Origin of the sequence: Pararobbsia alpina (genome assembly GCF_965118125.1) — a bacterium.
Lineage (GTDB): Bacteria > Pseudomonadota > Gammaproteobacteria > Burkholderiales > Burkholderiaceae > Pararobbsia > Pararobbsia alpina_A.
Map to the genome: position 1 here is coordinate 2,366,260 of NZ_OZ221288.1, position 21,920 is coordinate 2,388,179.

A 21,920-nucleotide genomic window follows, 5' to 3' on the forward strand; every position below is an offset into this window, starting at 1 on the left:
GCCCGGCCTTTCCGCCGCTCGTCGGCCTGCGTCGCGCCTCCCCGTCTCGAGGGGGGGCTGCACGGGTGGCCGACCCCTATCCGCGCGGCTCGATTGTCGCCAGCGTCGCCGCACGACGCGCGGCGACTGAACGCGCGCGTAGCGCCTGCAACCCCGAAAGCAATGATCCGAAGTCCATGCCATTACGGTAATCGACGTCGACATAGGCGAGGACGACGACGCCATCCTGATCGATGAGGTAGGTAGCCGGGATAGGCACCAGGAAGCTTCCAGCCTTCGTCCTGGGTGGTACGTACCCGAGGTCGAGATAGGCGCCGCGCAGCGGCTCGGGCAGCTCGAACGCGAGCCCGAAGGCACGTGCGACCCGCATATTCACATCGACGAGTTCCGGAAGACATTGCGAATCGGGCCGGTCGCGTGCGTCGCACGGGCCTTGTTCCTCGGGGACTGCAGCGTTGCCCGGCGCATCGCGCTGGTCTTGCCGGAGCTCGCCGGCGGGTGCGTCCTGCCCCGGCCGGCTTGGCGGGGCAATCGTCATTGCGGCCGCGCCGAGCTCAGCGATGCGGGCATGGAACGACTGGAATTCCGCAAGTTGCGAGTCTCCGAAAGTGCACCAGTCGCCGCGCAAAAAGGTCAGTACGATGGGCCCGGAGGCCATCAGCGCACTGAGCGAGACCTTGACCCCGCGCTTGTCGAACAGGGTGAAGAGCGGGGCATGGTCGCCTGCACGCAATGCACGCGGTACCGCGGCCGCTGCTGCAGCCCCGGCGATTTCCGCCAATGTGTCCGGGTCGGTGTTCCGGAAATGCCGATCGACTTGCATGATGACTTGCCCCTTTTGACCGAACGGGTTGGCGCACGACGCTTGCGCGCCGTGCGCCACCTTCGGGTCGCTTCGGTCGTTTCGCGAATCCCGTTTGTCCCGATGGTCCGCGTCGCTGCGGCAGCGGTTACATCCCTCGCAGCTGTGACAGCGTTCACGTCAAGCATTGAGGTGAAATGTAGAGATCGGAGGCCGCTTCAGATAGCCGTCTACCGGGATGGGCCTTATTCCGGTTATGGATGAATCGACCTTCAGGGCCATCGCGGCGGGGAGGACACGCGCATGGCTCGACGCTGGTCTGCACCCGGCCGGCGGGCACAACGCCCGGTGCGGCGGCGATATATGGCGCGCTCAACGTGTCCACGTGCAGACTCTCGCGCCAGCTTTCGCGGCCCGTTGTGTATAATTGACTAAACGTTCCATAACTGGCGATGCTCACTCCATGACACGACCCCGAGAATTCGATCGCGACGAAGCGTTGAACAACGCGATGCGCGTGTTCTGGCAGAAAGGCTTCGCCGCAACCTCGACGGACGACCTGCTGGCTGCCATGAACATCGGTCGGCAAAGCTTATACAACACGTTCGGCAGCAAGCGTGAACTCTATCTTGAAGCGTTAGACCGATATCAGCAGGAAAGCGTCAGCGGACATGTACGACGGCTCAAGGCCGCATCGACGCCCGTTGCCGGGCTCGAATCCATGTTGCTCGGTGTGATCGCGCGCGACGAAAGGGAACGCACCCTGGGTTGTATGGGCGTCAATTCCGTCTGCGAGCATGGTGCGGATGATGAAGACCTGGCTTCGATGCGCGCGAAGATGAGTGGCGTACTGCTCGCACCCGTCGTCGAGCGGATTCGGGAAGGTCAGCAACTCGGAGAAATTGATGCGTCGCTCGACGCGCAAGCGACTGCGATGTTCGTTCTGACCGCGATGCAAGGTCTGCAATTGAATGCGCGGGGTGGTCTGGATGCGAAAACCTTGCGCTCGATCGCGAGGTTTGCGATCGACAGGATCCGGAGTCGCTGAGGGATCGAGTGAGGCGAACGGTGGCGCGGCCTGAATCAAGGCCGCCTTTTTTTAAACTAGTTATGGACTGATCGATCAATAACGATCGAGCCACGAAACACAGAATCAAGGAGCGAAGTCGTGAAAGTCATTGTGATGCAGCGCTCGGGCGGGCATGAAGTGCTCGACTACGTCGATCGACCGGAGCCAGTGCCCGGACCGGGTCAGGCGGTGGTCGAAGTCGCTTGTGCAGGCGTCAATTTCATGGATATCGGCGTGCGGCAGGGCATGGCGTGGAAGACGGATCCTGACCCGAAGACACTCGGCGTCGAAGGATCGGGGCGTGTGATTGCGCTTGGCGAAGGCGTCGAGAGCCTGAGTGTCGGACAACGTGTTGCGTGGGTCTACGTACCCGGCAGCTACGCACAGCGAGTACTCGCCCCCGCGAGCGCGTTGGTGCCGGTCCCCGACGAGATTGACGATCGCACGGCCGCGGCGGTCATGATGCAAGGGCTGACGGCAAGCCACTTCGCGACCGACTTTTACGCGGTACGTTCTGGCGATATCGCGCTCGTGCATGCGGCGGCGGGCGGCCTCGGATTGCTGCTCACGCAGATCATCAAGCACCGGGGCGGTCACGTGATCGGCCGCGTTTCATCACCAGACAAAGTCGATATTGCGAAGGCTGCGGGTGCGGACCACGTGGTCGTCGATACTGAAGGGACCTTTGCGGAGGAGGTCATTCGACTATCTGGCGGAGAGGGGGTGCATGTCGTGTACGACGGCTCCGGGCCGACGACCTTCAAAGGGTCGGTCGATTCGCTGCGCCGGTCGGGTACGTTCTGCTGGTATGGTCCGGTCCTCGGCGGCCCGGGTCCGATCGACATCATGAGCCTGCCGAAGAGCATCAAGCTCGGCTACGCCGTGTTCTTCGATCACATCTACACGACACAACGGCTTCGATCGCGTACCGCTGAGCTGTTCGACATGATCGCGAAGGGGAGTCTCAACGTGCATATCGGTGGCGAATACAGCCTCGCTGATGCCGCTCAGGCACATGCCGATATGGAACGACGTGCTACGACGGGTAAATTGCTTTTGGTACCCTGAAAAACGACTTCGCATCGGTTCGCTTGTGGCGGCCGATGCGAAGTCACGATGCCTTTGGCGTCGTGCCGAAGCCACCAGGGGATAGCGGTGGGCATGCGGTTCGGTCGCTGATGTTAATAGCCAGAACCTAGGCCAGAACCTGGGCCAGAACCTGGGCCAGCGCCTGCATGTCGGACGCCCCGGGCTACGTGCTGCAGACCGGGGCGTGGGTCGAGACTTATTGCGCGCTGCGTGCTGCTGCGATGATCGCGTCAGCGACCACCTTCGGCTGGCTGACCATCGCGACGTGGCTCGAATTCGCATGCGTCACCGTCGCCTTGATGTGCTCGGCCATCGCGTTCTGCAGTGCCGGGGGAATCATGCGGTCCTTGTCGGCGACCACAAAGTACGACGGCTTGTGTTCCCAAGCTGCATCGGTGACCTTCTCATCGATCGCGCTCGCGATCCACGGGCCTTGCGTTGCGTACACGATGTGTTTCTGTGCCGGTGTCAGATCCTGTGCGAAGTCTTCGTCGATGCCCTTTTCCGAGAGCGTCAGGAAGTTGCCCGAGTCCTTCTGGAGCTCACCTGCCCACACCGGCGCCGGCAGACCCTTGAGCTTGTCGCTGATCGATTGGCCGCTGTCCGGTGCGAACGCAGCCACGTAGACGAGTGCCTTGACCTTATCGTCGTTGCCGGCCTGGCTGATCACCACACCGCCCCACGAATGGCCGACGAGCACGACCGGGCCCGTCTGCGCGTCGATGGCGCGCTTGGTGGCAGCAGCGTCATCAGCCAGCGAGCTCAGCGGGTTCTGAACGGCGACAACATGCAGGCCACGCGCTTCGAGCAGCGGGATGACCTTCTCCCAGCTCGAACCGTCGGCGAATGCGCCGTGCACGAGCACGACGGTCTTGCCCTTGAGGTCCTGCGGCTGCGTTTCGGCGTGTGAAGCCTGAAGCGTGAAGAGACCACCGACGAGCATGGCGGAAGCAGCGATTTTGGTAAGCATCGAGCGCATGATTTGGGTCCTTTGTGACAGAGCGATGAGTAGGTTGTGAATCGTTGAACGCGGAACGAATCGTCGCAGGAGGCCCGTCTGACGGGTATCGGTCAAACGACCGATGATGCGAAGACATGCAGGAACGAGGACGACACAAACACAAACACAGGCACAGGCACAGGCACAGGCACAGGCACAGGCAGCGGTGCGCGCACGAACGCCCGCTTGGGCGCATCTGCGCTCAAGCGGCGATCGTCTGTCTGTTTGCTTACGGGACGTAGGCGTGGGGGCCGTCGAAGGGTGGCGATATCACCCGACGACGGTGATGATGCAGCGCCCGCCTAAGCGACCGGATCCACCGGCGAGGCCGGAACGCCTCGCTCCTCGATCGCCTTGGCGGCACGCAGGCACAGGTCCTCGCGAAAGTGCGCCGCGACGATTTGCACGCCGATGGGTGCGCCATCGACGATGTCCGTCGTCATGGCCAACGCCGGCAGCCCCATCGCTGGCAACGCACGCATCGTGAGCTGCGCGTCCCAGACGCGATCGAAGCCCGCCTGACCCTGGCGATCCAGATCATCGGGGAACGGGGTTTCGGAAGAGACCGGCACAAGCAGCACGGCGTACTGCGAGAGGAACTCACGCCATTGGCGCGTGATCGTGGTGCGGCGCACGAGGGACGTCTTGACCACGTCCGGCGGCATGCTCTCGACTTTGGCGCGTACGGCAGCGATGACTGCGGCGGCACCGGGGTCGCCATCCTGTGCGACGGCCTGCGCGAGTGCATCGAAACCGTCGCCCAGCCACAGGCGTTCCTGCAACTGGCCGGCCTCGACCATCGGCGGTGTGTCGTCGATGGTTTCGACAGTCCATCCAGCGTCAGTCAGGCGGCGCGCGGCATCGATCAAGCCGCGTTCCACCTCAGGCGTGATCGCCATGCCGCCGGGCCGCAAGCACAACGCGGCACGCAGCGGCACGTCCGCGCCGATCAGCGGCATTGCCACATGCCACGGGTCTCTCAAGTCTGGCGCAGCGAGCGCCGCCAGCGAGAGGCCCAGATCGTCGATCGAGCGCGCCATCGGGCCTGCGGCGGACATCAGCTGCGCGCCAATTGCACGCTCGGGAGACGACGCATTGAAGGCCGGCACGCGACCGAACGAAGGACGCAGGCCGTGCACGCCGCACGCATAGGCGGGGTAACGAACCGAGCCACCGATGTCGGTGCCGAGCGCCACATGCCCGATGCCGGCCGTCACTGCGGCCGCACCGCCGCCCGACGAGCCACCGGGGGTGAGTGACGAATTGCGAGGGTTGATGGTCTTGCCGTGCAACGAGTTCGAGGTGAACCAGCGTAAGGCAAACGTCGGGGAATTCGAGCGGCCCAGCAGCACGGCGCCAGCCTTTTCGAGATTGCTGACCGCGGGGCTGCTGACCTTGGCGATCAGATCCTTCTGAAGCTTCGTGCCATTGGTCGTTGCAAAGCCCGCCTGATCGATATTGATCTTCACGGTCACCGGCACGCCCGCGAGCGGCCCGACGACCTCGCCGCGAGCGAGCGCGCGATCGATGTCGTCCGCGCGCGCGAGCACTTCATCGGGTCGATATTCGACGATCGCGTGAATGATCGGGTTGACCGCCTCGAGTCGGCCGAGGGCGGATTGGGCCGCTTCGCGAGCGGAGACTTTGCGTTTCTGAATCAGCCTGGCCAGTTCGCTGGCCTGCAGGCGCCAAAGGTCGGACATGGTGTCTCCGAAAAATGAGCGAGATGTGTGTAGCCGTTATAGCCAAGCTGACGCGACGATGTGTATCCCAATGTGTCTGGCGCGCCGCCAGATACGTGGGGATTCAAATTGGGCCTCGTCGATCAATGCGCAAACATCGGCGGTCGCTAAACATTTCTATTGAAGCCTGTAGCGCAACAGGCTACACTTCGCCATGATTAAGTCTTTCCGGCACAAGGGCCTCGAACGTTTTTACTTGAAAGGCACGAAGGCAGGTATCCAGGCGCACCACGCTGGTCGACTTCGTCTTCAACTCACTGCACTCGATGCAGCGACGAGGCCGGAAGACATGAACGCTCCGGGGTGGCGGTTGCACCGCCTGGAGACTGATCTCCAGGGGCACTGGTCCATCGCGGTCAACGGAAACTGGCGACTGACCTTCCGGTTTGAAGGTGTAGACGCGATCCTGGTCGACTACCAGGACTATCACTGAGGAAAGCAAAGATGATGACGATGCACAATCCGGCGCACCCTGGCGAAGTGCTGCGCGAGTGGATTCCCGAGGACATGACCGTTGGGCAAGCCGCTGAAGCACTACAGATCAACCGTGTCACGCTATCCAACGTGCTGAACGGGAAATCGGGCGTGTCCGCGAATCTCGCGCTGAGGCTTTCGGCATGGCTGGGTACCTCCGCTGAAATGTGGATCACGATGCAGGCACAGTGGGACTTGTGGCAGGCGCAACAACAACCGCGTCCGAAGATCAAGCCTTTGGCGCGGCACGCGAGCTGATCGAGTCCGGGCGTGTGCCCACTCGATAAGGTTCAGCTGAGATCGCGTTTTGGAAGGGTTGGGCGACGTTGAGACTTCCCTCCGACGTGCTGCGATCCGGCAAGGCGATTCATAGATGAATGACAGCTGCGTCAGTTCACATTTATGCGCTCGTTGAATAATCTGTTTTCCTAAAGTCATGGCTTTCAATGCCGTAATCGAAGGTGATTGACGTCGAATTTCGACGCTGGTCGCCCGGAACACGATTCGGATAGCTTTCAGGAAGCCTCATGACAGTTTCAATCAAGACCCGCCTCGCCATGGCGATGGCATTGCTTGCCTCTCTTCTGGTATTGGTCGGCGTGCTGGGGCTATTCGGCATGACGAGCAGCAACGACGCCAACCGCGAAACGTATAGCAACGCGCTACCGAGCGTGACCTATATCAGCGAAGTCGAGATCGTCATGGCGCGTCAACGCGCCGCCTTGTTGCGCGCCGCTCTGGATCCGGCGGCACCGGATCTCGACGCCATCATCAAGAAGTCCAAGGGTTTCGCGGATCAGGCTTCGGGAATCTGGTCGCACTACATGGCACTGTCGCGAGACGCAGAGCAGGATCGTCTGGCGCAAGAAACCGAGAGCAAGCGACACGCTTTCTCGGAAGGACTCGATAAGTTCGCGGATGCCATCAAGGGCGGCGATCCGAAGGCGATCATGCGTGCCGCGCTCGAGAACAACGACTACTACGCGGCGTTCACGGCCAGCAACGAAAAGCTCAAGAAGGCGACCTTCGAGGGTGCGAAGCAGACCTATGACTCGCACCAGGAGTCGTTCTCGCGCTTTCGCCTGATCGTCCTGATCGCGATCGGTGTCGGCGTGCTGTCTGCCTTGTTTGCCTGGAACAACCTGCGCCGCGCGATTGGCGGTCCGCTGGCTGCCGCGCTCGAGCATTTCGAGCGTATTGCGGACGGCGATCTCACACATCGTGTCGATGCGCATTCGCGTGACGAGATGGGCCAGATGATGACCGGGCTTGCCAAGATGCGCGAAAGCCTGGTGAAGACCGTCGAGGCCGTTCGCGCTGGCAGCGAGGTGATCGGCCACGCAACGCGTGAAGTGGCGGCAGGCAATCTGGACCTGTCGGCACGCACGGAAGAGCAGGCCGCATCGCTCGAACAGACCGCGGCCAGCATGGAAGAGCTGAGCAGCACGGTCCACAAGAACACCGAGAACGCGGGTGAAGCCGAACGTCTTTCGAAGAAGGCATTCGCCGCCGCCGAAAACGGCAGCAGTGTCGTGCAGCGCGTCGTGGGCATGATGAACGAGATCAACGACAGCTCCGGCAAGATCAACGACATCATCAGCATCATTGAAGGGATCGCATTCCAGACCAATATCCTGGCGCTGAACGCTGCTGTCGAAGCTGCGCGAGCGGGTGAACAGGGGCGTGGTTTTGCAGTGGTCGCGTCGGAAGTGCGCAGTCTCGCTCAACGTTCGTCGAGTGCCGCGAAGGAAATCAAGCTGTTGATCGAGCAATCGGTCGCGCGTGTGGAAGCGGGGTCCACCATGGTGGCCGAGGCGGGCACGTCAATGAAAGATATTCTGGGTTCGGTCAAGAACGTGACCGACGTGATCCAGGAGATTGCTGCCGCCACCGTCGAGCAGAGCCACGGAATTGATCAGGTCTCGCAAGCGGTGACCCAGATGGACGAGGTCACGCAGCAGAACGCGGCCCTCGTCGAGCAGGCCAGCGCGGCAGCGCAATCGCTCGAGGATCAGGCGCGGGCGCTGCTCGACGCCGTGTCGTTGTTCAAGCTGGCGCACGAAACCGCGGGTGCGTCCCAGGTTCAGCGGCCGATCGGACGCGGCACGCATGGCGAGCCGGGCGCTCGGCGCTCGACAACACGGATGGCTCAGCCCGCCTGATTCGCTAATCCTCCGCTAACGCCTGAGCTTGCGAAGATCGACGAGCAGTGCCGTCTTGTCGGCCGTGCCCGGCACGGCATCCGCGAGTCGATTGAAGAAGGTCTCGGTGTCCGCGCCTTGCGTCGCGCGCCGAGCGACGATGCTTGCGACAGGTCCGATGTGTGAGGCCAGTAGCCGCGCGGCCGCCTTGACGAGATCGTTGTCGAGGACGGGGGCGTGCGCGTTCGCACTTCCGCCTGCATTCCCGCGCGCATGTCCGCTTCCGTTCGTTAAGGATGGGATTGACCCGGCTACATCGGCCTTGCCTGTGGATAGCAAGCGAGACGCCGATGCCGATGCCGATGCGCGGGAAGGCGCCTCGTAACGCGCGAGGGTGGCGTCGATCTCCCGGCGTGCGGCCTCATCGGGCGCGTGGCGTGCAAGTTGTGCGGCCAACGCGCGTGTGTCGGTCGACCGCGCGACGGCGCGTTTGACGAGCAGCGATGCCACCGGACCCACGTGGCTCGCGAGACGCCGTTCAAGATCGGCCAACATGGCTTCCGAAAACGCAGAAGGCTTTCTGACCACATCGAATGCGGAATTCGGCGGCGTCAGACCTTGCGGCGACTGCGCACCCGGCCGCGCTTCATACGCCGGTGACATTGCCGATCGCGCCAGTCCCGCAGTCCCGGGTCTGGCGGCGACATTCCCACGATTGGCCTGCGGCGCGCTGTGTGCGCTTGCGCCGCCGCTACGCCCCGACAAAACATCGACGAGATCGAGTACTTCGGCGCGCCACGCCTGCGCCGAGGCGTAGCGGTCGTCAGGACGTTTGGCGAGTGCCTTCCCGAGCATTGCATCGAGCGCGTGAGGCAACGTCGGCACGAGTGTCGACGCGGCGGCCGGGACGGAATCGAGCACTTGCCGCATCACCGCGGCCGCGTTGCCAGCAAACGGGCAATGCCCGGTCACCATTTCGTAGAGCACGACACCGGCGGAGAAGAGATCGCTGCGTGCATCGACCTCGTGCCCGCTGTATTGCTCCGGCGACATGTAGCTCGGCGTGCCGATCATCATGCCGACTGCCGTCAGACGTCCCGTATCGAGCTGTGCGATGCCGAAGTCCGCGACCTTGCATTCACCGCGTGCGCCGATCAGCAGATTGGCGGGCTTGATGTCCCGATGAACGACACCAAGATCGTGCGCATAGGCCAGGGCGTCGAGCAGCTGTGCGAACCATACCAACGCTTCGAGCAGCGGCGTCTGCACATGCTGTCCTGCCTGTATCGCGAGTCGCTCGGCAAGATTTCCGCCGTCGACATATTCGAGCGCGATATAGGCGGTGCCGTCTGCCTCGCCGTAGTCGAACACGGCAACGATATGCGGATGAACGAGACGCCCTGCCGCGCGCGCTTCGTTGATGAAGCGTGCGGACCACTCGGCGCTCGAGAGTCCGTCGTCGTTCGTGCTCTCCTGCAGCAAGTCCGCGCGTATCGTCTTGAGCGCGACACGGCGCTGGATCAACGGGTCCGTCGCCAGATAAACCGAGCCCATCGCCCCGCGACCGAGCACGCGCTCGACGCGGTAGCGGCCGATTTCCTGCGGCGTGGACGAAGGTGGCTTGGTCATGGCATGAGGGCGACACAATAATTCAACATCAGGGCATCAGGGCATCAGGGCATCAGGGCATCAGGGCATCAGGGCATCAGGGCATCAGGGCATCAGGGCATCAGGGCATCAGGGCATCAGGGCATCAGGGCATCAGGGCATCAAGGCATCAAGGCATCAAGGCATCAAGGCATCAAGGCATCAAAAGCATCGGGCTCAATGCGACAGACAATCGAGGCATCAAGGGGTCAACGGATCGACGACCGTAGCCGCCTCCCGGTCTTCGTCAAGGATGTCGAACGCCGTGACAAGACTTGTACGAAGGCGATTGAACGACACCGCGAGCGAAGCGACCTCGTCACCGCCACGTGTGGGAAGCGCCGCGCCGTCGAGCTTGCCGAGGCTTACCTCGTCCGCGGCACGCGACAAGGCCTGCAACCGGCGCGTGACCAGCAAGTGCACCATGACATTGAGCACGATCAGCACGACGGCAAACACGATGCTCAGCGCGATCATGAAGCTGCGCCAGACCGCACGGCTGCGCGCAATCGGCTCCGACGCCGGCACTGAAACGAATTCCGCCCCGATCACTTCGTTCATCGTCCATCCGAAGCCATTCGCCGGACCGTACTTGTCGATCATTGTGCTCGGGGCATTCGACGGCGTGCTGTGACATTGCATGCAGCTTGAGTCCGTGATGCGGCTTGGTCTGGCCAGAAAGAGCACGTGATCGCCGCCCGGCGTGCGACGCTGGCCCGTGATTTCCTTGAGTTCAGGGTGATCGTGCAAGTGTGCGATGACCTCGGCTTCCCAGTCGCTGGGCCGATCGCGCGGATTGGTCGGATTGACCATCGTCGATCGATACGAGAAGTTCGGAAACGCGCTCTGCAACGTCTGAAGCATTTCGATCGCTGAAAACGCCGGGACCGACTCGGGGACGAACGAGTATTTGATCTGATTCGAAAGCAGCGGGGTGATGTGTTGCGCCGTGTAGTTCTGCATCGCGCCGGCGGCGCTGATCAGCACGTCGGCATCGTGACGTGTCTCGGCCAACGCCTGCTCCTGCAGCACGCGGTCCGCCACGATGCCCGCCGCGACGAGTCCGATCGCGAAGATCGTGATGAACACGAGATTGAATTTGATGGCGAGCGTGAGTTTCATGGCCGGAACGGAGTGACAGGGTAAGCAAAGGATGAAACGTTCGTCGACGCGTTATTCAAAGCGCGCGGTATCACGCGCGGCGGAGGTGGCGGTGGCGGGTAGATCAGGTCATGCCACTCGGGCAGGTCGTGCAGATGCACCGTGACGTCGCGACGGAACGATGCATCGCTGAGACGCTTGCGAAATCGGTCCACGAATCGCGACGTAGGATCGCGACGCGCAGGGAGCGTGCTCGTCAGCCAGTCCGAGACGTCGTCATAGGTGACAGGGCGAGCGTCGCTCGGAGGTGTCATGCGTATCGGGCCCGGTGATGAAAGAACGGGCAACGCATCGCGGAACGCTACGGGCATCGCGGCAATAAACGTCGGGTCGGGACGGTTCGATACGGCAAGGCCCGAAGGTGCTGGCGCGACCGCAGTCGACGCCGATGTCGCGGGTGCGGGCGAGGTCGGCGACATTTGCGTGGACGCAGAACCTTGGGTCGAGCGCCCATCGGCATTCGATCCGATGGTCATCGATTCATTTCGCGTCGACGGGCCTTGAACCGCTTGCAACGCAAACTGTGGGGCATTGAGCTTCAGCGGCGCGGGTGGTTTCGCCGCGTTCGCGGAGGCCGTGATGCTGGCCATTCCGCTCTCGCTGAAGACGGCGTCGACTTCGCGATAGTCTGGCGGCGCGGCTGCAACGACGACCGTGCTGGCATCAGAAAGATTGATGCGAAGCTGTGCGGTATCGATCGAACCGGCAAGACAATGCGTCGCGCCTGCACAGGCATGCGTCGCCTTGAGCCACCCGTTGAGCAACGCAATATGTGCGTCGTGCATCAGCAGCACGCGCGTATTCGCGGCCAGCGCCACGCGATTCCCCGTCTCGTCGTCTTGAAGCTGCGCGGCACCGTGGGCCGGCGTCTCGACGATATCGTTGAGTGCGAGACGTTGCCCGGCGCCTGTCTGGTATCGCGCGTTGTCATGAATGACCGTCACGGGCGCGTCGACATGGACCAATGTCCACGCTGCTGCATGTGCAATGACTGGCAGGCCCATTGAGCCGACACAGCACAACACTCCCAACGATCGGCGAAGCGATGCCGATGCTTGCGGAATACCGAGGGGCTGGCCCGCTAAGGGGCGTTTCGGGGTGCGTGTCATGTCGGGGTTCGTCCTGGCAGGGCGCGTTCCATTCCGAACGCAGGTAACGCCAGAACACGCGGCCCCCAGGGTTTATTCCACAGAGATGTCCGGCATGCCGAGGCGGCTGATGTACGCGCCCGGGCTGATCGCTTTTTCATGGCCGGCACCGGGCGACTTCCCCGTGCGCTCCGAATCGTCTCCCTGCCCGATGCCATTCACGCATGGAGCGACACCGATGGAATATCCGCCGCACTCCGAATGTTCTCTGGTGCGCAGACCACTGCAGATGCATTCAAGGCGTGACACGGCGCCGGACACAAAGCATTCGAATCCGATGGAATAGTTCTCGAAGCTGCGCTGTTCTGAAGGCATGAAGACACGACACGCTTTGAAGCGATCCGCAGTGCTCGACGGGCGCGGTGCAGATTTGGGCACGTCGCTCTTCGACATCCCGCAACCCTATGCCTCCCAAAGGAGCCAGCGCATGGCCACCAAGCAGAGCAGTCAGAAATTCATCGCGCGCAATCGGGCGCCGCGTGTGCAAATTGAATACGACGTCGAACTGTATGGCGCGCAGAAAAAGATTCAGATCCCGTTCGTGATGGGCGTGATGTCGGATCTGTCGGGCGCCAATGCAGGCGAGCTCCCTCCGATCGAGGAGCGCAAGGCACTCGAGGTCGACGTCGACAACTTCGACAGTCGCATGCAATCGATGAAGCCCCGCGTGAACTTCACCGTGCCGAACACGCTGACCGGCGAGGGCAACCTCGAGGTCGATATCGAATTCGAGGGCATGGACGACTTCTCCCCGGCCGCTGTCGCACGCAAGGTCGACGCGCTCGCGAAGTTGCTTGAGGCGCGTACGCAGCTTGCCAATCTCGGCACGTATCTCGACGGCAAGAGTGGCGCGGAAAAACTCATCGCTCAAGCGATCAAGGACCCGGCACTACTGCAGTCGCTGACCGCTGCACCCAAGGCCGTGCCTCAGGGCTCGGACGCCGACGATAGCTCATCTGTCAAGGAGTAAGAGGGACCATGGAAAGCCAGAACCAAGTCGAACGCGGCGAACAGGGCGGGCAGGCCGCCATCGCTGAAGACAATGACTTCGCGGCCCTGCTCAACAAGGCCTTCAAGCCCAAGAACGAGCGCGCGAAGGAAGAAGTCGAAGCCGCCGTGCGCACGCTTGCCGAGCAGGTGCTGACGGACTCGCGCGTCGTGTCCGACGACCTCACGCAGACGATCAACGCCTATATTGCGGAGATCGATCGCAAGCTCAGCGAGCAGCTGAACGCCATCATGCATCACGCGGAGTTTCAGAAGCTAGAAGGCGCCTGGCGCGGCCTGCATCATCTCGTGACGAACACGGAAACCGATCCGATGCTCAAGATCCGCGTGATGAATGTGTCGAAGAAGGATCTGGCCAAAAATCTCAAGCGCTTCAAAGGCGTCGCGTGGGATCAGAGCCCGGTGTTCAAGCGTATCTATGAGGAAGAATATGGTCAGCTCGGCGGCGAGCCATACGGCTGCCTGGTCGGTGACTACTACTTCGATCACAGTCCGCAGGACATCGAGCTGCTGCGAGGCATTTCGCAGATCGCCGCTGCTGCGCACGCGCCGTTTCTCGCCGCAGCCGATTCGGGCCTGCTTGGCATGGAGAACTGGAACGAACTCGCGAACCCGCGCGATCTGTCGATGATCTTCACGACGCCGGACTATGCGGGCTGGCGTTCGCTGCGCGAGTCCGATGATGCGCGCTACCTGGCCCTGACGATGCCGCGCACGCTGGCGCGACTGCCCTACGGCGCGAAAACGGATCCGGTCGAAGAGTTCGATTTCGAAGAAGACACCCAGGGCGCGACGTCGGCGAAATACACGTGGCAAAACGCCGCTTATTCGATGGCCGTCAATATCAATCGTTCGTTCAAGCAATACGGCTGGTGCACGCGTATTCGCGGCGTGGAATCGGGCGGCGCCGTCGAAAATCTGCCGGTCCATACCTTCCCGAGCGACGACGGCGGCGTCGATATGAAGTGCCCGACGGAGATCGCCATCACCGATCGCCGCTCGGCCGAACTCGACAAGATGGGCCTGATGCCGCTCGTGCATCGCAAGAACTCCGACATCGCCGCGTTTATCGGTGCGCAGTCGGTCGCGAAGCCCGAGGAATACGACGATCCGTCGGCGACCGCGAATTCGAATCTGTCGGCTCGTCTGCCTTATATGTTCGCCTGCAGCCGCTTCGCTCACTACCTCAAGTGCATCGTGCGCGACAAGATCGGCTCGTTCAGCACGCGCGAGCAGATGGAAAGCTGGCTGTCGAACTGGGTCATGAACTACGTCGATGGCGACCCGGTGAACTCGAGCGAAGAAACGAAGGCGCGCAAGCCGCTCGCGGCCGCGCAAGTCGTCGTCGAGGAAGTCGAAGGCAACCCCGGCTACTACACGTCGAAGTTCTTCCTCAAGCCGCACTACCAGCTCGAAGGGCTCACGGTGTCGTTGCGCCTGGTTTCACGTCTGCCGTCGGCACAAGCGGCGTAAGCCGAATAAGCAGCATATGCAACAGGCCTTTCGGGGCCGCGGATTCAATCTGTTTATCGAGGCCACGTCGCTTCGGTTCCTAACGTTCGTCGCATTGACGAGCATCTTCATCATCTGACGATTAGAGGTCCTCATGGCTTTTGACATGCATCTTAAATTCGGCTCCGGCGCGGTGACGATCCAGGGCGCTTCGAACCACTCCAAGCACAAGAACCAGGTGCCGATCATCGCGTGGTCGTGGGGCGTGAGCAATACCGGCAACCTGCACACGGGTGCGGGCTACGCATCGGGCGGCAAGGCGAACATTCAGGACATCACGATCACCAAGTACGTCGACAGCTGCTCGAACGCGATTCTCAATGCGGTCTGCACGGGTGCACGCCTCGACAACGCCTACTTGTACGTCACGAACGCGACGGGCCAGCAGACCGACTTTCTGACGATCGAGCTGAGCGAAGGGGTTCTGATCACGTCGGTCTCGACGGGCGGCAGCGGTGGCGATGAACGCCTGACGGAAAACATCACGCTGCATTTCGGCAAGTTCAAGTATTCGTTCCAGCCGCAGGACGACGAAGGCAAGGCAAGCGGCGGTACGAAGGACTTCACCTTCGATATCCAGCAAGTCGCGAAGCAGTAAGCGACGTGTTGCGCGTGCGAGGGGCGCGTTCTGCGCGTCCCTGTCGCTATCGCTGTGGCCGCCGTATTCCGATTCTTCGTGGCGGTGCGGCGTCGCTTCGGCACCCGCTGTCACCTGATTTGAATCCACCCCCTTCGAGTTCACGATGGCCGAGCTGACACCGCAGGAACGCCTGCAGCCTTCGCTGTTCGATCGCCTGACCGATCTCGAACCGGCGAAGCGCGACGAGCGGCGCGTCGAACGCGTCGTGACGGGCGCGCAGCTGCGCGAGTCGGTGACCCGGGACATCGCGGCACTGCTCAATTGCACGCGGGCATGGAATGAAGAGGACCTCGAGGGGCTGCCGCAGGTCCGCAATTCCGTACTGAACTATGGCATCCCCGATCTGGCCGGCATGGCCTTGTCGACGATCGACGCAGGCGGCTTGCAGGCGCAGATCCGAACGGCGCTGCTCGACTTTGAGCCGCGGCTGATCGGATCGACCGTGCAAGTGACCGCGGCGATCGACGACACGCGCATGGACAGCCGTTCGCTGAGTTTCAGGATCGAGGCGCAGATGTGGGCGCAACCGATTCCACTGAGTCTGTACCTGAGCACCGATGTCGATCTCGAGACAGGGGAGTTCAGGGTTTCACAACGCACGGGTTAATCAGACCGACAAGCACGATGGATCCACGACTGCTGCGCTACTACAACCGCGAACTCCAGCATGTGCGCGAAATGGGCGCCGAGTTCGCGCACGAGTACCCGAAGATCGCCGGCCGGCTCGGCATGGATGGCGTCGAGTGCGCGGACCCCTATGTCGAGCGGCTGCTCGAGGGCTTCGCCTTTCTCGCGGCGCGAGTCCAGCTCAAGCTCGACGCGCAATTCCCGGTGTTTACGCAGCACCTGCTGGAGATGATTTACCCGCACTATCTCGCGCCGATTCCGTCGATGGCCGTCGTTCAGTTCCATCCGGATCAGGCCGAAGACTTGCCGCCCGACGGGCATGTCATTGCACGGCATACGCCCTTGCGCAGCCTGATCGAGTTTGGCGACCGTACCGCATGCGAATACCGCACCGCGCATGAGGTGGCGCTGTGGCCGCTGGAGCTCACCGATGCCGTATATATCGACTCGCCCGCGGCGCTCGCCGCTGCGGGGTTCAATCCCCCGGCGGGCCGCACCGTGCGAGCCGGCGTGCGCCTGCGCTTCAAGACGCTGGCCGGCATGCCGTTGAATCGCCTTGCACTGGATCGCTTGCCAATCTACCTCGCGGGCGCCGACGATTTGCCGAAGCTGATTTACGAGCAACTGCTGGCGAATGGCGCGGGCTACACCGCGCGCGCCGCCAATCAAGATGGGGCCGTAGTCGAAAAGACCTGGCCTGCCGATGCATTGCGTGCCTACGGCTTTGAAGAAGACCAGGCGATGTTGCCTTACGGCGATCGATCATTCAGCGGTTACCGTTTGCTTCAGGAGTATTTCGCGTGCCCCGAGCGGTTTCTGTTTGCCGAGTTCACGGGCCTTCAGGCGATGCTGTCGCGTTCGAACGCACAGGCGTTCGATCTGGTGGTCTGGCTCGATCGCAGCGTGACGCGACTTCATAACGCGATCGATGTTCGCAACTTCCGGCTGTTCTGCGCACCGGCAGTCAACCTGTTCGAGCGTCGCGCGGACCGTATTCACCTCACGCATGGCGAGACCGAATATCACGTGCTCGGCGATCGCACGCGGCCGATGGACTTCGAAGTGCATAGCGTGATCGATGTACAGGGCTTTGGCGATCGACAGGAGCCTGAGCAGACATTCCTGCCGTTCTACGGGAATACGGCGCGCACCTGGCACAGCGGGCAGTCCGCGTTCTATACCTTGCGGCGCGAACCGCGTCTGCTCTCGTCGCGGCAGAAGCAGCGCGGCGCGCGTTCGAGCTACATCGGCACGGAGACCTTTATCTCGCTCGTCGACGCGAACGACGCACCCTACGCGACCTCATTGCGTCAGATCGGCCTGCGCTTGCTCTGCACGAATCGCGATCTGCCGCTGCATATGCCGGTCGGAAAGTCGTACACCGACTTCACGCTCGACACGGACGCCCCTGTGGCGTCGATTCGATGCGTGGCGGGTCCGACGCGACCCCGCGCGTCGATCGCAACGGGCGAGACGGCGTGGCGCCTCATCAGCCATCTGCAGCTTAACTACCTGTCGCTGCTCGACGAAGATGGCGAGCAGGGCGCTGCCGCGCTGCGTGAAATGCTGACGCTCTATCACGACGAATTCGACGCGAGCGCACGCAGGCAGATCGAAGGCATCAAACGAGTCGCGGCACAGCCGGTCACCCGACGAGTGCCTGTACCCGGACCGATTACATATGGTCGCGGCCTGGAGATCGCGCTGACCTGCGCCGACGCGGCGTTTGAGGGAAGCAGCGCGTTTCTGCTCGCGTCCGTACTGCAACACTTCTTCGCGCGCTACGTCTCGTTGAACGCCTTCACGGAGACGGTATTGCGTACGCTTGAACGGAACGAGGTGGCTCGATGGCCCGCCCAGCTCGGCAAACGCCCGATCCTGTAGCGCTCGAGCAGGCGCTCGCGCAACGTCCTCACGACTTCGAGTTTTTCGAAGCCGCGCGGCGGCTCGAATGCGCGTACCCCGACCACCCGCGACTGGGCCACTCGACCAAGCCCGTCGAAGACCCGGTTCGCTTCGCGCATGCCGCATCGCTCGAGTTCGCACCGCGCGATATCGATCGCTTCGAGCCCGGCGAGAACGGTGGTCCAGGTCGCCTGTACGGGCTCTTTCTCGGCCTGTTCGGTCCGAATGGCGCGATGCCGCTTCATGTGACGGAGCACGCGATCGATCGGGAGCGCAATGCGCACGACCCGACGATGGTGGCGTTCTCCGACATCTTTCACCATCGCATGCTGAGCCTGTTCTATCGCGCATGGGCCGATGCCGAGCCGACCGTCCAATGGGATCGGCCGGAGCAGGATCGCTTCAGGACGTATATCGGTGCGCTGATCGGCATGGCGACACCCCACCTGGCCTCGCGCGATGCGTTGCCGGATCAGTACAAGCGCTTCTTTGCGGGGCGCCTTGTCCCGCAGGCGCGCAATGCCGAAGGCCTTGAGGGATTTCTCGAGCATTACTTCGGTGTCGCCGTGCGTGTCATCGAATTCGTCGTGGGCTGGATGCGGGTGCCTGAGGACGCGCATTTGCGCATGGGGTCGTCGATGGCCAACCTCGGCAGCAACGCGATGCTCGGTGCGCATGCGCGGGGCGCGCAACAGCGCTTTCGTCTGCGCATCGGGCCGCTGACGCAGAGCGAATTCAACGGCTTTATGCCGGGCGGCGATGCCCTCAAGCAACTCACGGCGGCCGTCAAGCTTTACGCCGGCGAAGAAAAGGGCTGGGACGTCCAGCTCGTGCTCAAGCGAGAGGAAGTACCCCTTTCGCACCTGGGTCGCGGTGCGCGCATGGGACTCAACGCATGGCTGGGCCGATATCCGCGGCCGGTCGATGCCGACGAGGCCGTGCTGACGCCCGTGCAATGAACACTCTTTATTGACTCAAAAGGATCGCAAGCATGGCTGAGATCAATCGCGGCGCGCTATTTGGCAAGCTCAATTCGCTTGCGTACCGCAGCATCGAAAGCGCTACCGTCTTCTGCAAATTGCGCGGGAACCCCAACGTCGAGGTCGCGCACTGGTTTCATCAGATCCTTCAGTTGCAGGACTCCGACCTGCACCGGATCGTGCGTCACTTCAGCCTCGATGCGTCGCGTCTTGCGCGCGACATCACAGCGGCACTCGATCAGCTTCCGCGCGGCAGCACGAGCATTTCGGACTTCGCGGCCGAGATCGAGGAAGCGGTCGAGCGGGGCTGGGTCTTTGCGTCGTTGATGTTCGGCGAGTCGCAGGTGCGCACGGGCTATCTGGTCGTCGGCATGTTGCGTACGCGCCATCTGCGCCATGCCTTGCAGGCGCTGTCGCCGGAGTTCGCCAAGGTCCGCGTCGATGTACTCGAGGATGCATTTGCCGAGATCGTCGCAAAGTCGCCTGAAGTCCATTTGCAAGCCAGCGACGGCTTCGATGCGGGCGGTGCGACCCCCGGTGAGGCAAGCGACGCCATCTCGCCGCCACAGATGGGCAAGCAGCAGGCGCTCCAGCGATTCACGGTCGATCTGACCAGCCAGGCGCGCGAAGGCCGCATCGATCCGATCGTCGGGCGCGATACGGAGATTCGCCAGGTGATCGACATCCTGATGCGGCGGCGCCAGAACAACCCGATGCTCGTCGGCGAGGCGGGCGTCGGCAAGACGGCGGTCGTCGAGGGCTTTGCGCTGCGGATTGCACGCGGCGATGTGCCTCCGCCGCTCAAGGACGTGCAGGTTCGCGTGCTCGACGTCGGTCTGCTTCAGGCCGGCGCAAGCATGAAGGGCGAATTCGAAAACCGGCTGCGCCAGGTCATTGACGAGGTTCAGGCGTCGCAGAAGCCCATCATTCTGTTTATCGACGAGGCGCACACGTTAGTGGGTGCGGGGGGCGCAGCTGGAACGGGGGACGCCGCGAATTTGCTCAAGCCGGCGCTTGCGCGTGGCAATCTGCGCACGATCGGTGCCACCACATGGGCCGAATACCGCAAGCACATCGAAAAGGATCCCGCGCTTACCCGCCGTTTCCAGACGGTGCAAATCGATGAACCGAGCGAGGACAAAGGCATTCTGATGATGCGCGGCGTGGCGAGCGTCATGGAGCGGCATCATCGCGTGCAGATTCTCGATGAAGCGCTCGAAGCCGCGGTCAGGCTGTCACATCGGTATATTCCTGCGCGCCAGTTGCCCGACAAGGCCGTGAGTCTGCTCGATACCGCATGTGCACGGGTTGCGGTGAGCCAGTATGCGGTGCCGGCACATATCGACGATGCGCTCAAGCATATCGAGGCGCTCGAGACGGAACAGGCGATCATTCAGCGCGAGAAGAGTGTGGGCATCGACGTCGAGGCGCGTGAGGCACGGGTCGCGGTAGAGCTCGAAGCCCAGCATGAACGGCGCCGTGAACTCGAGCGGGCCTGGGCCGAGGAAAAGGCGCTGGTCGACCAGATATTGGCATCGCGGGCTCGTCTGCGAGGCGAGGCGCTGCCCGTCGATGCGGCGCGTGAAGTCGACGCTGCGTCCCACCTCGATACCGGTTCGCGTGGCGTCGATCTGTCCGATGCAGATGCCCCCGAAGTCGTCGCGCGTCGTGTCGACGCGCAAGACGCTGACATGCCCGACAGCGACAAGCCCCGTGGCGACGCACCCATGGGGCTGGACCCGTCGCAGCGCGCGGAGCTGCTTGCCGAACTCAAGGCGTTGCAGGCACACCTGAGCGAATTGCAAGGCGAGTCGCCGATGATTCTGCCGAGCGTCGACCAACAGGCGATCGCCGCCGTGGTCGCGGACTGGACCGGCATTCCGGTCGGCCGCATGGTGCGTAGCGAATTGCAGACTGTGATGAATCTTGCTCCGACGCTGGGTGAGCGTGTGATCGGACAGGATCACGCGATGGAGATGATTGCCAAGCGCATTCAGACCTCGCGCGCAGGCCTCGACAATCCGAATCGCCCTGTCGGTGTCTTTATGCTCGCCGGTACTTCGGGTGTCGGCAAGACAGAGACGGCGCTCGCGCTCGCCGAGGCCCTCTACGGCGGCGAGCACAATCTCATCACGATCAATATGAGCGAGTTCCAGGAGGCGCACACCGTGTCGTCCCTCAAGGGCGCGCCGCCCGGATACGTCGGATACGGCGAAGGCGGCGTGTTGACCGAAGCCGTGCGTCGCAAACCTTACTCGGTGGTGCTGCTCGACGAGGTCGAAAAGGCGCACCCCGACGTGCACGAGCTGTTCTTCCAGGTCTTTGACAAAGGTGTCATGGAAGACGGCGAAGGACGATCGATCGACTTTAAGAACACGTTGATCCTGCTCACGACAAATGTCGGCACCGAAGCGATTTCCGCGCTCTGCAGCCACACCCCCGATCGGCCCGACGCCGAGACAATGGCCAGGGCTCTGCGCGAACCCTTGCTTGACGTGTTCCCGCCGGCCTTGCTCGGACGCCTGGTATCCATCCCCTATTACCCGCTCAGCGACGCCATGCTGGCGAGGATCATCAAGCTCCAGCTCGGCCGGATCGAGCGGCGTATCGCTGCCCGCTACGGCATTCCTTTCGACTGTGGCGACGACGTCGTGCAGCTTGTCGTGAGCCGCTGTACCGAAGGCGAATCGGGCGGCCGGATGATCGACGCGATTCTGACGAACACGATGTTGCCGGCCATCAGCCGGGAGTTTCTCGTCCGCACCCTGCGCGGCCAGACGATCGAGCGGGTCAGCGTCCATGTTGTCGATGGCGACTTTGCGTATCGCTACGATGCGGATGCGCATGCCGCGGACGCGTCCGCGGCGGAGGAACAGGCAACCGTGTAAGCGAGGGGCGGCTCGATCGTGCGTCGGGCCTTCTTCCGAATCGAGTCGCTTCGGGCGACCCCGATGACCGACCTCGATGGGCAAGGC

General features: G+C 62.6%; 19 protein-coding genes. 12 read left to right on the forward strand and 7 right to left on the reverse strand.

What is annotated here, in order from left to right; translation table 11 throughout:
- Nucleotides 1-76 precede the first annotated feature (76 nt).
- Nucleotides 77-823, reverse strand: a complete 747-nt coding sequence (locus ACMFWR_RS28635; RefSeq protein ID WP_413195754.1) for a redoxin domain-containing protein — start codon at nt 821-823, stop codon at nt 77-79.
- A 442-nt stretch (nt 824-1,265) separates the two neighbouring features.
- On the opposite strand from ACMFWR_RS28635, the gene ACMFWR_RS28640 reads away from it, so the two are divergent.
- Both ACMFWR_RS28640 and ACMFWR_RS28645 read left to right on the forward strand, forming a co-directional pair.
- Nucleotides 1,266-1,850, forward strand: coding sequence for a TetR/AcrR family transcriptional regulator (locus ACMFWR_RS28640; protein ID WP_413195755.1), 585 nt, complete (start codon nt 1,266-1,268; stop codon nt 1,848-1,850).
- A 120-nt stretch (nt 1,851-1,970) separates the two neighbouring features.
- Nucleotides 1,971-2,939, forward strand: a complete 969-nt coding sequence (locus ACMFWR_RS28645) for a quinone oxidoreductase family protein (RefSeq protein ID WP_413195756.1) — start codon at nt 1,971-1,973, stop codon at nt 2,937-2,939.
- A gap of 217 nt (nt 2,940-3,156) precedes the next feature.
- Here the strand turns inward: ACMFWR_RS28645 and ACMFWR_RS28650 are convergent, their stop codons facing one another.
- Entirely contained in the window at nt 3,157-3,939 is a 783-nt protein-coding gene (locus ACMFWR_RS28650) for an alpha/beta fold hydrolase (RefSeq protein ID WP_413195757.1), read from the reverse strand.
- Between the two features lie 323 nt (nt 3,940-4,262).
- Nucleotides 4,263-5,663 carry an amidase family protein gene (locus tag ACMFWR_RS28655; RefSeq protein ID WP_413195758.1) on the reverse strand — a complete coding sequence of 467 codons (1,401 nt, stop codon included), beginning with the start codon at nt 5,661-5,663 and terminating at the stop codon, nt 4,263-4,265.
- A gap of 193 nt (nt 5,664-5,856) precedes the next feature.
- On the opposite strand from ACMFWR_RS28655, the gene ACMFWR_RS28660 reads away from it, so the two are divergent.
- The 3 genes from ACMFWR_RS28660 to ACMFWR_RS28670 all read left to right on the forward strand — a co-directional run bounded on the left by ACMFWR_RS28660 (nt 5,857) and on the right by ACMFWR_RS28670 (nt 8,338).
- Nucleotides 5,857-6,135, forward strand: coding sequence for a type II toxin-antitoxin system RelE/ParE family toxin (locus tag ACMFWR_RS28660; RefSeq protein ID WP_413195759.1), 279 nt, complete (start codon nt 5,857-5,859; stop codon nt 6,133-6,135).
- A gap of 11 nt (nt 6,136-6,146) precedes the next feature.
- Nucleotides 6,147-6,434, forward strand: coding sequence for a HigA family addiction module antitoxin (locus ACMFWR_RS28665; protein ID WP_413195760.1), 288 nt, complete (start codon nt 6,147-6,149; stop codon nt 6,432-6,434).
- A gap of 269 nt (nt 6,435-6,703) precedes the next feature.
- The gene (locus ACMFWR_RS28670) at nt 6,704-8,338 is read left to right on the forward strand and encodes a methyl-accepting chemotaxis protein (RefSeq protein WP_413195761.1); all 1,635 of its coding nucleotides are present in this window, start codon (nt 6,704-6,706) and stop codon (nt 8,336-8,338) included.
- Nucleotides 8,339-8,353: 15 nt separating this feature from the next.
- Here the strand turns inward: ACMFWR_RS28670 and ACMFWR_RS28675 are convergent, their stop codons facing one another.
- From ACMFWR_RS28675 to ACMFWR_RS28690, 4 genes are all read right to left on the reverse strand, one after another.
- Complete coding sequence (locus ACMFWR_RS28675; RefSeq protein ID WP_413195762.1) at nt 8,354-9,946, reverse strand: serine/threonine-protein kinase; 1,593 nt, start codon at nt 9,944-9,946, stop codon at nt 8,354-8,356.
- 219 nt (nt 9,947-10,165) lie between these two features.
- Nucleotides 10,166-11,086, reverse strand: coding sequence for a DUF3365 domain-containing protein (locus ACMFWR_RS28680; RefSeq protein WP_413195763.1), 921 nt, complete (start codon nt 11,084-11,086; stop codon nt 10,166-10,168).
- Nucleotides 11,083-12,234, reverse strand: a complete 1,152-nt coding sequence (locus ACMFWR_RS28685) for a hypothetical protein (protein WP_413195764.1) — start codon at nt 12,232-12,234, stop codon at nt 11,083-11,085. Before ACMFWR_RS28685 ends, ACMFWR_RS28680 begins: the two co-directional genes overlap by 4 nt.
- 72 nt (nt 12,235-12,306) lie before the next feature.
- On the reverse strand, nt 12,307-12,666 hold the full coding sequence (locus ACMFWR_RS28690; RefSeq protein ID WP_413195765.1) for a hypothetical protein: 360 nt from the start codon (nt 12,664-12,666) through the stop codon (nt 12,307-12,309).
- Nucleotides 12,667-12,700: 34 nt separating this feature from the next.
- Here ACMFWR_RS28690 and tssB point away from each other — a divergent pair, with 34 nt between their 5' ends.
- The 7 genes from tssB to tssH all read left to right on the forward strand — a co-directional run bounded on the left by tssB (nt 12,701) and on the right by tssH (nt 21,833).
- Nucleotides 12,701-13,243, forward strand: coding sequence for a type VI secretion system contractile sheath small subunit (tssB, locus tag ACMFWR_RS28695; protein WP_413195766.1), 543 nt, complete (start codon nt 12,701-12,703; stop codon nt 13,241-13,243).
- Nucleotides 13,244-13,251: 8 nt separating this feature from the next.
- A complete protein-coding gene (tssC, locus tag ACMFWR_RS28700) occupies nt 13,252-14,754 on the forward strand; it encodes a type VI secretion system contractile sheath large subunit (RefSeq protein WP_413195767.1) in 1,503 nt (500 codons plus the stop codon).
- A 133-nt stretch (nt 14,755-14,887) separates the two neighbouring features.
- Nucleotides 14,888-15,391: an Hcp family type VI secretion system effector gene (locus ACMFWR_RS28705; protein WP_413195768.1), complete on the forward strand. Its 504-nt coding sequence runs from the start codon at nt 14,888-14,890 to the stop codon at nt 15,389-15,391.
- Nucleotides 15,392-15,536: 145 nt separating this feature from the next.
- A complete protein-coding gene (gene tssE, locus ACMFWR_RS28710; RefSeq protein ID WP_413195769.1) occupies nt 15,537-16,040 on the forward strand; it encodes a type VI secretion system baseplate subunit TssE in 504 nt (167 codons plus the stop codon).
- Between the two features lie 17 nt (nt 16,041-16,057).
- Nucleotides 16,058-17,944, forward strand: coding sequence for a type VI secretion system baseplate subunit TssF (gene tssF, locus ACMFWR_RS28715; protein ID WP_413195770.1), 1,887 nt, complete (start codon nt 16,058-16,060; stop codon nt 17,942-17,944).
- Nucleotides 17,908-18,924, forward strand: a complete 1,017-nt coding sequence (gene tssG / locus ACMFWR_RS28720) for a type VI secretion system baseplate subunit TssG (protein ID WP_413195771.1) — start codon at nt 17,908-17,910, stop codon at nt 18,922-18,924. The genes tssF and tssG overlap by 37 nt, the downstream gene beginning before the upstream one ends.
- A 32-nt stretch (nt 18,925-18,956) precedes the next feature.
- The gene (tssH, locus tag ACMFWR_RS28725) at nt 18,957-21,833 is read left to right on the forward strand and encodes a type VI secretion system ATPase TssH (protein WP_413195772.1); all 2,877 of its coding nucleotides are present in this window, start codon (nt 18,957-18,959) and stop codon (nt 21,831-21,833) included.
- Nucleotides 21,834-21,920 lie beyond the last annotated feature (87 nt).